Source organism: Citrobacter sp. S39 (assembly GCF_009495675.1).
GTDB classification, from domain to species: Bacteria; Pseudomonadota; Gammaproteobacteria; order Enterobacterales; family Enterobacteriaceae; genus Citrobacter; species Citrobacter freundii.
In genome coordinates this window covers 1,422,666-1,436,173 of record NZ_CP045555.1, presented here as the reverse complement: position 1 = coordinate 1,436,173, position 13,508 = coordinate 1,422,666, and the positions used below count along the sequence as shown (strand labels likewise).

At 49.2% G+C, this 13,508-nt stretch carries 12 protein-coding genes; 11 read left to right on the top strand and 1 reads right to left on the bottom strand.

Annotated features, from left to right (window positions below):
* The first annotated feature begins 10 nt into the window (after nucleotides 1–10).
* The 5 genes from prmA to GFB57_RS06780 all read left to right on the top strand — a co-directional run bounded on the left by prmA (nucleotide 11) and on the right by GFB57_RS06780 (nucleotide 3,760).
* A complete protein-coding gene (gene prmA, locus GFB57_RS06800) occupies nucleotides 11–892 on the top strand; it encodes a 50S ribosomal protein L11 methyltransferase (protein WP_003025221.1) in 882 nt (293 codons plus the stop codon).
* A gap of 360 nt (nucleotides 893–1,252) precedes the next feature.
* Complete coding sequence (dusB, locus tag GFB57_RS06795) at nucleotides 1,253–2,218, top strand: tRNA dihydrouridine synthase DusB (protein WP_003025224.1); 966 nt, start codon at nucleotides 1,253–1,255, stop codon at nucleotides 2,216–2,218.
* A gap of 25 nt (nucleotides 2,219–2,243) precedes the next feature.
* Nucleotides 2,244–2,540: a DNA-binding transcriptional regulator Fis gene (fis, locus tag GFB57_RS06790; protein WP_000462905.1), complete on the top strand. Its 297-nt coding sequence runs from the start codon at nucleotides 2,244–2,246 to the stop codon at nucleotides 2,538–2,540.
* An 88-nt stretch (nucleotides 2,541–2,628) separates the two neighbouring features.
* A complete protein-coding gene (gene yhdJ / locus GFB57_RS06785) occupies nucleotides 2,629–3,513 on the top strand; it encodes an adenine-specific DNA-methyltransferase (protein ID WP_008320694.1) in 885 nt (294 codons plus the stop codon).
* Between the two features lie 82 nt (nucleotides 3,514–3,595).
* Entirely contained in the window at nucleotides 3,596–3,760 is a 165-nt protein-coding gene (locus tag GFB57_RS06780) for a DUF2556 family protein (protein ID WP_003025279.1), read from the top strand.
* 45 nt (nucleotides 3,761–3,805) lie between these two features.
* On the opposite strand, the gene envR is transcribed toward GFB57_RS06780, so the two are convergent.
* Entirely contained in the window at nucleotides 3,806–4,462 is a 657-nt protein-coding gene (gene envR, locus GFB57_RS06775; protein WP_003025283.1) for an acrEF/envCD operon transcriptional regulator, read from the bottom strand.
* Between the two features lie 419 nt (nucleotides 4,463–4,881).
* Between envR and GFB57_RS06770 the strand changes: the two genes are divergently transcribed.
* The 6 genes from GFB57_RS06770 to GFB57_RS06745 all read left to right on the top strand — a co-directional run bounded on the left by GFB57_RS06770 (nucleotide 4,882) and on the right by GFB57_RS06745 (nucleotide 13,508).
* Nucleotides 4,882–6,042: an efflux RND transporter periplasmic adaptor subunit gene (locus tag GFB57_RS06770; RefSeq protein ID WP_003025285.1), complete on the top strand. Its 1,161-nt coding sequence runs from the start codon at nucleotides 4,882–4,884 to the stop codon at nucleotides 6,040–6,042.
* A gap of 11 nt (nucleotides 6,043–6,053) precedes the next feature.
* Complete coding sequence (locus tag GFB57_RS06765) at nucleotides 6,054–9,167, top strand: efflux RND transporter permease subunit (RefSeq protein ID WP_003025288.1); 3,114 nt, start codon at nucleotides 6,054–6,056, stop codon at nucleotides 9,165–9,167.
* A 270-nt stretch (nucleotides 9,168–9,437) separates the two neighbouring features.
* Nucleotides 9,438–9,659 (top strand): lipoprotein, encoded by a 222-nt coding sequence (locus GFB57_RS06760; protein ID WP_003025292.1) that lies wholly within the window; start codon nucleotides 9,438–9,440, stop codon nucleotides 9,657–9,659.
* Between the two features lie 459 nt (nucleotides 9,660–10,118).
* Complete coding sequence (locus tag GFB57_RS06755) at nucleotides 10,119–11,144, top strand: amino acid ABC transporter substrate-binding protein (RefSeq protein WP_003025295.1); 1,026 nt, start codon at nucleotides 10,119–10,121, stop codon at nucleotides 11,142–11,144.
* 69 nt (nucleotides 11,145–11,213) lie between these two features.
* Nucleotides 11,214–12,395, top strand: coding sequence for an amino acid ABC transporter permease (locus tag GFB57_RS06750; RefSeq protein WP_003025297.1), 1,182 nt, complete (start codon nucleotides 11,214–11,216; stop codon nucleotides 12,393–12,395).
* Nucleotides 12,396–12,404: 9 nt separating this feature from the next.
* Entirely contained in the window at nucleotides 12,405–13,508 is a 1,104-nt protein-coding gene (locus GFB57_RS06745; RefSeq protein ID WP_003025299.1) for an amino acid ABC transporter permease, read from the top strand.

Below are 13,508 nucleotides of genomic sequence, written 5' to 3'. Positions count from 1 at the left end.
GAGTTTTGCCATGCCATGGATCCAACTAAAACTGAACACGACCGGTGCCAACGCTGAAGAGTTAAGCGATGCGTTGATGGAAGCGGGCTCCGTTTCTATTACTTTCCAGGATACGCATGATACGCCGGTATTTGAGCCTCTGCCGGGCGAGACTCGCCTGTGGGGTGATACCGACGTTATCGGCTTGTTCGATGCAGAAACCGACATGAAAGAAGTCGTTGCCATCCTGGAGCAGCATCCGCTGTTGGGTGAAGGCTTCGCACATAAAATCGAACAGCTTGAAGACAAAGACTGGGAACGCGAATGGATGGATAATTTCCATCCGATGCGCTTTGGCGAGCGTCTGTGGATTTGCCCGAGCTGGCGCGATGTCCCGGATGAGAATGCTGTCAACGTGATGCTGGACCCGGGTCTGGCGTTTGGTACAGGCACGCACCCCACCACCTCTCTGTGCCTGCAATGGCTGGACGGTCTTGATCTTAACGGTAAAACGGTTATCGACTTTGGCTGCGGCTCCGGCATTCTTGCCATTGCGGCACTGAAACTGGGTGCGGCGAAAGCCATCGGCGTGGATATCGATCCGCAAGCGATTCAGGCCAGCCGTGATAACGCCCAGCGTAATGGCGTTTCTGAGCGTCTGGAGCTTTATCTGCCGAAAGACCAGCCAGAAGCCATGAAAGCCGACGTGGTGGTCGCCAACATCCTCGCGGGCCCATTACGTGAACTGGCGCCGTTAATCAGCGTACTGCCCGTTGAGGGTGGTCTACTGGGGCTTTCTGGTATTCTTGCCAGCCAGGCGGAAAGCGTCTGTGAAGCCTATGCAGATCTCTTTACGCTCGATCCGGTTATCGAGAAAGAAGAGTGGTGTCGAATTACCGGCCAGAAAAAATAATCGTCACGCGTTACTATCGCTAAACCCAAACTCGCTTTCGTTTTCGCAAAATGATTTGCGGAAATGAGAGCGAGATCGCATTACAACGTCATTGTTTGTTCATAAAAACAGCTTTTTATTCTGATGTTCTGAGCCTGACCGCAATAAAAAAAGAGAAGTTTTCGGAATTTATAAACAGATGATAAATTAGCACAACCACGTATCTAAATGATTATTAAAGCTTTTAATTTGAAACTGCATACTTAGTCAGCAATTCATTGATCCACCTCAGTGGATTGGTCAAAGTTTGGCCTTTCATCTCGTGCGAAAAATGCGTAATATACGCCGCCTTGCAGTCACAGTATGGTCATTTCTTAACTCATGCGCATCGGACAATACCAGCTCAGAAATCGCCTGATCGCAGCACCTATGGCTGGCATCACTGACAGACCATTCAGGACGCTGTGCTATGAGATGGGGGCAGGATTGACGGTATCCGAGATGATGTCTTCTAACCCGCAGGTTTGGGAAAGTGACAAGTCTCGTTTACGGATGGTGCACGTTGATGAGCCAGGAATTCGCACGGTGCAAATTGCCGGTAGCGACCCTGTTGAGATGGCCGATGCCGCACGTATTAACGTGGAAAGCGGCGCCCAGATTATTGATATCAATATGGGCTGTCCGGCTAAAAAAGTGAATCGCAAGCTCGCAGGTTCAGCCCTCTTGCAGTACCCGGATTTAGTGAAGTCGATACTAACCGAGGTCGTCAATGCAGTGGACGTTCCTGTCACACTCAAGATTCGCACCGGCTGGGCTCCGGAACACCGTAACTGCGTAGAGATTGCCCAACTGGCTGAAGATTGTGGCATTCAGGCTCTGACCATTCATGGACGCACCCGCGCCTGTTTGTTCAATGGAGATGCTGAGTACGACAGTATTCGGGCAGTTAAGCAGAAAGTTTCCATTCCGATTATCGCGAATGGCGACATTACTGACCCGCATAAAGCCAGAGCTGTACTCGACTATACGGGGGCGGATGCCCTGATGATAGGACGTGCAGCTCAGGGAAGACCCTGGATCTTTCGGGAAATCCAGCATTATCTGGACACTGGGGAGCTGCTGCCCCCGCTGCCTCTGGCAGAGGTGAAGCGCTTGCTTTGTGCGCACGTTCGGGAACTGCACGACTTTTATGGTCAGGCAAAAGGGTACCGAATTGCGCGTAAACACGTATCCTGGTATCTCCAGGAACACGCTCCGGATGACCAGTTTCGGCGCACATTCAACGCCATTGAAGATTCCAGCGAACAGCTGGCGGCGTTGGAGGCATACTTCGAAAATTTTGCGTAAACAGAAATAAAGAGCTGACAGAACTATGTTCGAACAACGCGTAAATTCTGACGTACTGACCGTTTCTACCGTTAACTCTCAGGACCAGGTAACTCAAAAGCCCCTGCGTGACTCGGTTAAACAGGCACTGAAGAACTATTTTGCTCAATTGAATGGTCAGGATGTTAACGATCTCTATGAGCTGGTACTGGCTGAAGTAGAACAGCCCCTGTTGGACATGGTGATGCAATACACCCGCGGTAACCAGACCCGTGCTGCCCTGATGATGGGCATCAACCGTGGTACGCTGCGTAAAAAACTGAAAAAATACGGCATGAACTGATACTAATCAGTTAAATGTTTGTTTTAAAAGGCGCTACTCGGCATGGGGAAGCGCCTTTTTTATTAACTTCACACGGGAGGCTTTGGCGATGAACGCAAGATGTGAACCTGTCTATTTTGGCGATGAATCTAAAAAGATAATCCTGGGTGATGCACTGACCGAACTGAAAAAGCTGCCTTCTGAAAGCGTCGATCTCATTTTTGCTGATCCACCTTATAACATCGGTAAAGATTTTGACGGGATGGTGGAGTCCTGGGATGAAGAGGCTTTTCTGGCGTGGCTGTTTGAGTGCATTGACGAGTGCCATCGCATTCTCAAACCACACGGCACCATGTACATCATGAACAGTACGGAGAACATGCCGTATATTGACCTCAAATGCCGCCAGCTCTTTACTATCAAGAGCCGTATCGTGTGGTCATACGATAGCTCAGGGGTACAGGCCAAAAATTACTTTGGTTCGATGTATGAACCGATCCTGATGATGGTAAAAGATCAGAAAAACTACACATTTAATCGTGACGATATTCTGGTTGAAGCCAAAACCGGGGCTCAACGCGCGCTAATAGACTACAGAAAAAACCCACCGCAGCCATACAATCAGAAAAAAGTGCCGGGAAATGTCTGGGAGTTCCCACGCGTTCGCTATCTGATGGACGAATACGAAAACCACCCCACCCAGAAACCCAAAGCCCTCCTGGAGCGCATAATTCTGGCATCCTCGAATCCAGATGACAGGGTACTGGATCCGTTTGCCGGCAGCTTCACCACCGGTGCCACCGCCGTGGAATTGGGTCGCAAGTTTGTCGGGATTGAGATCAATGTTGAATACGTAAAAATGGGGCTCAGAAGACTGAGTATCGGTTCTCATTTTTCAGAAATTGAGCTTGCCAAGGTGAAAAAACGTAAGACAAAAAACCTGTCTAAAAAGAGTCGATTGACGGCAAAGAGCGGCGTTCTTTCAACAAAGTAAAGGCATTGTAAGTCTGCTTTTCAGGTTACAGATTTCGTGTATATTCCCTGCACGCTTGGGCATGAATACACAGGGTTTGGTAATGATTCGCAAGTATTGGTGGCTGGTTGTTTTTGCAGTATTCGTTTTTCTTTTTGATGCGCTGCTCATCCAATGGATAGAGCTGATGACAACAGAGCACGATAAGTGCCGGAATATGAACTCAGTGAATCCCCTTAAGCTGGTCAACTGCGTCGACCTCGAATAGCGCCACCAACCCCACTTCAGCAGCCGTCAGGCCTGGCGGCTAAAACTACCCCACCTGACTCTCACTCTGCGCTAATTGCCTTACGCTACCATCTGGGCTTAACATTTTTAATACATTATCAACTAATACTGGCGCTTGTTTATAAAGATCATAACTCATTGGATTAATGAGCCAGTTTTTAACAATGCCACTAAAACTCCCATGAAGAATAATTATTATAACGTCTAAATCAAGGCTGGTTGCGATAAGTCCGTCATCCATACATTTCTGCAAGGCAATGCGCATACCCAGATGATTGATACCAATTTTTTCACGAATAGCCTGTTCCGATATCATATCGTTATGGAATTCACATTTATGATATAAAATTTGCATTAATGCCTGCTGGCGAGGATTCTGCGCAATATATTGCAAACCCACAACTAACTTTTCACGCAGTCGCTGTAAAGGATTATCTCCCCAACGGCCAATAAGCTGGTCCTGAATAAGATCGCGCAATGGCGGTTGTTGTAACCATAGTTCATTAAACAATTGCGTCTTGTTTTCAAAATGCCAATACAGCGCCCCCCGCGTCACGCTGGCGGCATCTGCAATGTCGTTTAGCGTCGTATTGCTTACGCCACGTGCGGCAAACTGTACAATCGCTGTTTCTATCAGGTGCTGCCGCGTTTTGAGGGCATCAGCTTTCGTTTTTCTGGCCATGGTTTCAGCTGTCTGAGGTAAGGGTAAGGTAGAGAATGATTAACTTTCTTATCTAATATTTGCTAAACGCAATAAATGTATCACTTAGCATTTATTTAAACGAGCCCTAAAAAATATTATTACTGACTTTGCACACAAATAAATAAAACAAATACCAACAACAAATACATTCATAAACCAAATGCTTATTTCAATTTGTGTTTATACGCATCATAGCATTGCTATTAACACCTCAATGAAACAACAGTCGATTAATCTCTTTTTGCTTTTACGTGCCGTGAATCGCCCCCATAAATAAGTATTACTTACATCGCTAGCTAATAATTTGTAGGATAGCCAACTATTATTTTCTCTTGTGCGCGTTATCGCCCCTGCGTTACCCGGTTAATAACGAGCGTTCGGTTTTTTAAGGAATTGAAATGACGAAAAATGCCAGGTTTTCACTCCTGCCCTCATTCATCATCGTCTCCGCTGCATTACTCGCCGGTTGTAACGATCAGGGAGAAACACAAGCTCATCCCGCAGAACCGCAGGTGACTGTCCATGTCGTCGAAAAGGCTCCTTTAGCCGTAACGACCGAATTACCCGGGCGCACAACGGCATTCCGAATTGCAGAAGTCCGTCCCCAGGTCAGCGGGATAGTGCTTAAACGGAATTTCACTGAGGGAAGCGATATTGAAGCCGGACAGTCGCTTTATCAGATCGATCCCGCGACTTACCAGGCCGACTATGACAGCGCCAAAGGTGAACTGGCGAAGAGTGAAGCGGCTGCTGCAATCGCGCATTTAACGGTAAAACGCTATGTGCCATTGGTTGGCACCAAGTACATCAGCCAGCAAGAGTACGATCAGGCAATTGCTGATGCTCGTCAGGCCGATGCCTCCGTGATCGCGGCAAAAGCGGCGGTCGAAGGCGCGCGTATCAATCTGGCCTACACAAAAGTGACATCGCCGATTAGCGGACGCATCGGTAAATCTAACGTCACCGAAGGCGCATTAGTCACGAATGGCCAGGCTACAGAGCTTGCTACCGTTCAACAGCTCGATCCCATTTACGTCGACGTAACACAGTCCAGTAACGACTTTATGCACCTCAAACAGTCTGTTGAACAAGGGAGTCTGCATAAAGACAGCGCCAGCAGTACAGTCGAACTGGTGATGGAAAATGGTCAGTCATACCCGCTAAAAGGCTCTTTGCAGTTTTCTGATGTGACGGTTGATGAAAGCACCGGATCAATCACCCTCAGAGCCGTGTTCCCAAACCCAGAGCATACGCTGTTGCCGGGCATGTTTGTGCGCGCACGCATTGATGAAGGTGTTCAGCCAAATGCCATTCTCGTTCCGCAGCAGGGGGTAACGCGTACGCCTCGCGGCGATGCCACCGTAATGGTCGTCAATGACAAGAGTCAGGTTGAGTCTCGCGCAGTCGTTGCCGCACAAGCCATTGGCGACAAATGGCTTATCAGCGAAGGCCTGCAACCGGGTGACAAAGTTATCGTGAGCGGTTTACAGAAAGCACGTCCAGGCGTTCAGGTTAAAGCAACCGCCGATACCGAAACTCCTGCCATGAAAGCCCAATAAGGTAACCGGACATGGCTAACTTTTTTATCAGGCGTCCTATCTTTGCCTGGGTACTGGCTATCATTCTGATGATGGCGGGTGCTCTGGCAATCATGCAACTGCCCGTGGCACAGTACCCGACCATTGCGCCTCCTGCGGTCGCCATTTCTGCCACCTATCCTGGTGCAGATGCGCAGACGGTTCAGGATACAGTCACACAGGTTATCGAACAGAATATGAATGGTATCGATAACCTGATGTATATGTCCTCCACCAGCGACTCAGCCGGGAGTGTGACTATTACGCTGACTTTCCAGTCCGGTACCGATCCTGATATCGCGCAAGTACAGGTGCAAAATAAACTGCAGCTCGCCACTCCGTTACTGCCGCAAGAAGTTCAGCAGCAAGGGATCAGCGTCGAGAAATCGAGTAGCAGCTTTTTGATGGTCGCGGGTTTTGTTTCTGACAACCCACAAACCACACAGGATGACATTTCCGACTACGTCGCTTCGAACGTTAAAGACTCAATCAGCCGTCTGAATGGCGTGGGTGACGTGCAGCTGTTTGGTGCACAATACGCCATGCGCATCTGGCTGGATGCAAACTTATTGAACAAATATCAGCTCACGCCGGTTGATGTGATCAATCAGTTGAAGGTACAGAACGATCAGATTGCCGCAGGTCAGTTAGGGGGGACGCCTGCATTACCTAACCAGCAGTTGAACGCCTCTATCATTGCGCAAACGCGACTGAAAGACCCTGAAGAGTTCGGAAAAGTGACTTTACGCGTGAACAGCGATGGTTCGGTTGTTCACCTGAAAGACGTCGCGCGCATCGAGTTGGGTGGGGAAAACTACAACGTCGTGGCGCGTATTAACGGTAAGCCTGCATCCGGCCTTGGGATCAAGCTGGCAACCGGGGCAAACGCGCTGGATACCGCTAACGCCATCAAAGCCAAGCTGGTTGAACTGCAACCATTCTTCCCGCAGGGAATGAAGGTGGTCTACCCGTACGACACGACGCCGTTTGTGACCATCTCCATTCATGAAGTGGTAAAAACGCTGTTTGAAGCGATTGTGCTGGTGTTCCTGGTCATGTATTTGTTCCTGCAAAACATCCGGGCAACGCTCATTCCAACCATCGCTGTCCCCGTCGTATTGTTGGGCACATTCGCCGTACTTGCCGCGTTTGGCTACTCGATAAACACCCTGACGATGTTCGGCATGGTGCTCGCCATCGGTCTATTGGTCGATGATGCGATAGTGGTGGTGGAAAACGTGGAACGCGTGATGATGGAAGATAATCTGCCGCCTAAAGAGGCGACGGAAAAGTCCATGTCACAAATACAGGGAGCACTGGTTGGTATTGCCATGGTGCTGTCTGCGGTATTTATCCCGATGGCCTTCTTTGGCGGTTCAACTGGGGCTATCTATCGGCAGTTCTCCATTACCATCGTTTCCGCCATGGCGCTTTCTGTACTGGTAGCGCTGATCCTGACTCCTGCGCTTTGTGCAACATTGTTGAAGCCGGTATCGGCTGAGCATCACGAGAAAAAAAACGGTTTCTTTGGCTGGTTTAATGCCAAATTCGATCACAGCGTCAATCACTATACTAATAGCGTCAGCGGTATTGTGCGTAAAACAGGGCGTTACCTTGTCGTCTATCTGATCATCGTGATCGGAATGGCGGTTCTGTTTATGCGCCTGCCGACCTCCTTCCTGCCAGAGGAGGATCAGGGTGTGTTTATGACAATGATTCAACTTCCGGCAGGAGCTACGCAAGAGCGCACCCAGAAAGTACTGGATCAGGTTACTCAGTACTACCTGACTAATGAGAAAGCTAACGTCGAAAGCGTCTTCACGGTTAACGGGTTTAGCTTCAGCGGTCAGGGGCAAAACTCAGGTCTGGCATTCGTTAGCCTCAAGCCCTGGGATGAACGTAGCGGCGAGGAAAATAGTGTTGAAGCGGTCATTGCACGCGCCACACGCGCGTTCAGCCAGATCCGCGATGGGTTAGTCTTCCCCTTCAACATGCCGGCTATTGTTGAACTGGGTACCGCAACCGGCTTCGATTTTGAGCTGATCGATCAGGGCGGTCTGGGACATACGGCATTAACGCAAGCACGTAACCAACTGCTGGGTATGGTGGCTAAACACCCAGACTTGTTAGTCCGCGTGCGCCCGAACGGCCTGGAAGATACTCCGCAGTTTAAGCTGGATGTTGATCAGGAGAAAGCACAGGCACTGGGGGTATCGCTGTCTGATATCAACGAAACTATCTCCGCATCACTGGGCGGCTATTACGTCAATGACTTTATTGACCGCGGTCGTGTGAAAAAAGTGTACGTTCAGGGGGATGCAAAATACCGCATGCTGCCAGCGGACATCAATAATCTGTATATCCGCAGCTCCAATGGCGAAATGGTTCCGTTCTCTGCGTTCAGTGCATCACATTGGATTTATGGTTCACCGCGACTGGAACGTTACAACGGTATGCCATCCATGGAAATATTGGGCGAAGCGGCACCAGGGCGAAGCACTGGTGAAGCAATGGCGCTGATGGAAAGTCTGGCGGAAAAACTGCCGAATGGTATTGGTCATGACTGGACGGGTATGTCTTATCAGGAAAGGCTGTCGGGTAACCAGGCGCCTGCGCTGTATGCCATCTCGTTAATCGTAGTATTCCTTTGCCTTGCCGCATTGTATGAAAGCTGGTCTATTCCGTTCTCGGTGATGCTGGTTGTACCGCTCGGTGTTGTAGGCGCATTGTTAGCAGCATCACTGCGCGGGATGAATAACGATGTTTATTTCCAGGTTGGCTTACTAACCACTATCGGCCTCTCGGCTAAGAACGCCATCCTGATCGTCGAGTTTGCCAAAGACCTGATGGATAAAGAAGGCAAGGGGTTGATTGAAGCGACGCTGGAGGCATCGCGTATGCGTCTTCGTCCTATCCTGATGACATCCCTGGCCTTTATTCTGGGGGTTATGCCTCTGGTTATCAGTCACGGAGCAGGTAGTGGTGCACAGAATGCGGTCGGTACAGGTGTTATGGGAGGAATGCTGACCGCAACATTGTTGGCTATCTTCTTCGTCCCCGTCTTCTTTGTTGTCGTGAGACGGCGTTTTAGTCGGCACAACGATTAATTTGTAAAATAAAGGCGTCTACGGGCGCCTTTTTTACCTACGATGCTCCTCTTTATTTATTAGTAAGATAGCCATTTATTTCATTTAAACTATCCCTCTAAACTCGCCTACGACCTTTCTTTTTATCCATTATTTTTACAATCCACATGAATTGAGATTATTCCTCATGTCAGTCCTTTTTTAAGAAGTGGTAAAATAATCACCGAGTTCGCAGATGGCTTAGCGTTTGTCTTTGCTTAATTAGCGAAACGCTTATTTTGAGGTAACACCATGAAAAGATTAATATCCGTTGCATTGCTTACCGCATTCCTGGCTGGCTGTGCACACGATTCTCCTTGCGTACCTGTATACGACGATCAGGGGCGCCTGGTTCATACCAATACCTGTATGAAAGGCACTACCCAGGATAACTGGGAAACAGCCGGAGCCATCGCCGGTGGTGCTGCAGCCGTTGCCGGACTGACACTTGGGATTGTCGCCCTGACCAAATAAATCATCTCAAAAGCGCGGTTATTACCGCGCTTTGAGCACTAAGCATAAAATCTACATATAAGACAAAACGTTGCTTAATAGCGACTGACATATAATAAAATTATTATAGATTTCCCTCACACATCCACGATTTAAAATTAGCATTTTTTCTGTTTTCGTTACACCACAGTTTCTTTTCATTATTCTCACGCTATTAATATTAACGCCAGAAATCGTTATCACGCGTCCTGTCTGATTTTTAAATTTTTTGCGCCGAAATGTGGCTTACGTTTCAATTTTGCACCACTTCAGGGCGCTGCATTTATTTTTTCCTGTCTACACTCTGCATATTGCGTCGAATAATCAGGCGCAAAAAACTGGCACTACCTTTGCTTAAAAGAGTATGGCCAAAGCCACAGACAGGTAAAAGACGTTTTCAGAACGTTTCCATAACAATAATTCCTCCACACAGGATGCTCTATGAAAAAGATGATAATCGCCAGCCTGGCTGCGGCCGGCGTGCTGCTTGCTGTTGCAAATCAGGCGCATGCCGGCGCAACACTTGATGCCGTAAAGAAAAAAGGGTTTGTGCAATGTGGGATCAGCGACGGCTTGCCTGGCTTTTCTTATGCCGATGCAAGCGGCAAGTTCTCGGGTATTGATGTTGATGTATGTCGTGGCGTTGCCTCCGCCGTATTTGGCGATGATAGCAAAGTAAAATATACCCCGCTCACCGCCAAGGAACGCTTTACTGCATTACAGTCTGGTGAAGTCGACATGCTCTCTCGTAATACCACGTGGACCTCCTCTCGTGATGCCGGTATGGGTATGTCCTTCACTGGCGTAACGTATTATGACGGCATTGGTTTTCTTACCCACAATAAAGCAGGTCTGAAGAGCGCTAAAGAGCTGGATGGCGCAACGGTCTGTATTCAGGCGGGAACCGATACCGAACTGAACGTGGCCGACTACTTTAAAGCCAACAATATGAAGTACACCCCCGTCACCTTTGACCGCTCGGATGAATCAGCCAAAGCTCTGGAATCTGGACGTTGCGATACGCTGGCTTCCGACCAGTCTCAGCTGTATGCCCTACGCATCAAGCTGAGCAATCCTGCGGAGTGGATCGTCCTGCCAGAAGTTATTTCTAAAGAACCGCTGGGACCTGTCGTACGTCGTGGGGACGATGAGTGGTTCTCCATTGTTCGCTGGACGCTGTTCGCCATGCTGAATGCGGAAGAAATGGGTGTTAACTCGAAAAACGTCGATGAAAAAGCGGCTAATCCAGCAACTCCGGATATGGCTCACCTGTTGGGTAAAGAAGGGGATTATGGCAAGGATCTGAAGCTTGATAACAAATGGGCCTACAACATTATCAAGCAGGTTGGTAACTATTCGGAGATCTTTGAACGTAACGTTGGATCGGAAAGTCCGCTGAAGATCAAACGTGGACAGAACAACCTCTGGAATAACGGTGGCATCCAATATGCGCCACCGGTGCGCTAATGCGTAGTGATGTAACGGGCGCCGCAACTGCGGCGCTCAGCCCAGAGTCATAGTTACTGAGGTTTTCTTATGTTCCATCGCCGCTCAACCGTAAAAGGATCGTTATCCTTTTCTAACCCTGCGGTCCGCGCCTGGTTATTTCAAATACTCGCCGTCATTGCGGTTATCAGCATTGCGGTCTATCTCATTCATAACACGATAAATAACCTGAACAATAGCGGTATTACCTCGGGGTTTTCTTTTCTCGATCGCAGCGCCGGATTTGGTATTGTCCAGCATCTGATTGATTATGAGCAAGGCGATACGTATGGTCGTGTCTTTGTGGTCGGCCTGCTCAATACGCTGTTAGTTTCTGCATTGTGTATTGTTTTCGCATCAATTCTCGGTTTCTTTCTCGGACTGGCACGCCTGTCAGATAACTGGTTATTGCGAAAACTCTCGACGATCTACATCGAAACGTTCCGCAATATACCGCCGCTGCTGCAGATCTTCTTCTGGTATTTCGCCGTATTACGTAACCTGCCCGGCCCACGTCAGGCCGTTAACGCGCTGGATTTAGTGTTTCTGAGTAACCGGGGACTGTATATTCCGGCACCGCAAATGGGAGAAGGTTTCTTTGCTTTTTGCGCCGCTGTTATTATCGCTATCACCGTCACTATCGGGCTATTTCGCTACAACAGAATGCACCAAACCAAAACCGGTCAGCTACGCCGGACCTGGCCCACGGCTCTGGTGCTAATCGTGCTTTTACCGGTGATTTCACAGTGGCTGTTTGGCGCAGCCCTTCACTGGGATATCCCCGCGCTTCGCGGTTTTAACTTCCGTGGTGGTATGGTGCTTATTCCCGAACTGGCGGCACTGACTCTGGCGCTTTCGGTGTACACCTCGGCATTTATTGCAGAAATTATTCGGGCGGGAATTCAGGCCGTTCCTTATGGCCAACATGAAGCCGCACGCTCGCTGGGTCTGCCAAATCCGGTGACGCTACGCCAGGTAATCATCCCACAGGCGCTACGCGTCATCATTCCCCCACTGACCAGCCAGTACCTGAATATCGTCAAGAATTCTTCTCTTGCGGCCGCCATTGGCTATCCGGACATGGTTTCACTGTTTGCCGGCACGGTACTCAATCAAACAGGGCAAGCCATTGAAACGATCGCCATCACCATGTCGGTATACCTGATCATTAGTCTGAGTATTTCTTTGCTGATGAATATTTATAACCGCCGTATTGCACTGATTGAGCGCTAAGGAGCCATGATGACAAAAGCCCTGCTGTCTCACCCCTCACGCCAGCGCAGTAATCCGGCAAGCCGCAGCCTACTCTGGGTGCGTAAAAACCTGTTCTCCAGTTGGTCAAATAGCCTGCTCACCCTACTATGCATATGGCTGATTTGGTCATTTCTTCCGCCACTGTTGAACTGGGTATTCTTTCAGGCCAACTGGGTCGGTTCAACCCGAGCAGACTGCACCAAAGCCGGAGCCTGCTGGGTGTTCATTCATGAACGCTTCGGGCAATTCATGTATGGACTTTATCCCCACGATCAGCGCTGGCGCGTAAATCTGGCCCTGATAATTGGTTTGCTGTCTATCGTTCCCATGTTCTTGAAAACAATCCCGCATCGTGGCCGCTATATCGCCGTCTGGGCCGTCGTTTATCCAGTGGTGGTTTGGTGGCTGATGTACGGGGGTTTTTTCGGGCTGGAGCGCGTAGAAACCCGGCAGTGGGGTGGATTAACACTGACGCTAATTATCGCATCCGTGGGGATTGCAGGCGCGCTTCCATGGGGCATTTTACTGGCGCTGGGACGTCGTTCCCATATGCCAGTCGTGCGGGTTTTATCCGTCATTTTCATTGAGTTCTGGCGCGGTGTGCCGTTGATTACCGTTCTGTTTATGTCCTCGGTCATGCTTCCTCTGTTTATGTCCGAAGGAACCAGTATCGACAAGCTTATTCGGGCCCTGGTTGGCGTTATTCTTTTCCAGTCGGCCTATGTCGCAGAAGTGGTTCGCGGAGGGTTACAAGCCCTACCAAAAGGTCAGTATGAAGCCGCTGAATCACTGGCGTTAGGATACTGGAAAACTCAGGGGCTGGTCATTCTTCCGCAAGCCCTCAAACTGGTTATCCCTGGCCTGGTTAACACGATTATCGCCCTGTTCAAGGATACCAGTCTGGTCATTATCATCGGTCTGTTTGATCTCTTCAGTAGCGTGCAGCAGGCAACTGTGGACCCTGCGTGGCTGGGTATGTCGACAGAAGGATATGTTTTCGCTGCACTGATTTACTGGATCTTCTGTTTCAGTATGTCGCGTTACAGCCAACATCTGGAAAAACGTTTTAACACCGGGCGTACACCGCACTGA

Coding starts and splice junctions, on each gene's coding strand:
- prmA (WP_003025221.1), top strand. CDS start 11: ATGCCATGGATCCAACTAAAACTGAACACGACCGGTGCCAACGCTGAA.
- dusB (WP_003025224.1), top strand. CDS start 1,253: ATGCGCATCGGACAATACCAGCTCAGAAATCGCCTGATCGCAGCACCT.
- fis (WP_000462905.1), top strand. CDS start 2,244: ATGTTCGAACAACGCGTAAATTCTGACGTACTGACCGTTTCTACCGTT.
- yhdJ (WP_008320694.1), top strand. CDS start 2,629: ATGAACGCAAGATGTGAACCTGTCTATTTTGGCGATGAATCTAAAAAG.
- GFB57_RS06780 (WP_003025279.1), top strand. CDS start 3,596: ATGATTCGCAAGTATTGGTGGCTGGTTGTTTTTGCAGTATTCGTTTTT.
- envR (WP_003025283.1), bottom strand. CDS start 4,462: ATGGCCAGAAAAACGAAAGCTGATGCCCTCAAAACGCGGCAGCACCTG.
- GFB57_RS06770 (WP_003025285.1), top strand. CDS start 4,882: ATGACGAAAAATGCCAGGTTTTCACTCCTGCCCTCATTCATCATCGTC.
- GFB57_RS06765 (WP_003025288.1), top strand. CDS start 6,054: ATGGCTAACTTTTTTATCAGGCGTCCTATCTTTGCCTGGGTACTGGCT.
- GFB57_RS06760 (WP_003025292.1), top strand. CDS start 9,438: ATGAAAAGATTAATATCCGTTGCATTGCTTACCGCATTCCTGGCTGGC.
- GFB57_RS06755 (WP_003025295.1), top strand. CDS start 10,119: ATGAAAAAGATGATAATCGCCAGCCTGGCTGCGGCCGGCGTGCTGCTT.
- GFB57_RS06750 (WP_003025297.1), top strand. CDS start 11,214: ATGTTCCATCGCCGCTCAACCGTAAAAGGATCGTTATCCTTTTCTAAC.
- GFB57_RS06745 (WP_003025299.1), top strand. CDS start 12,405: ATGACAAAAGCCCTGCTGTCTCACCCCTCACGCCAGCGCAGTAATCCG.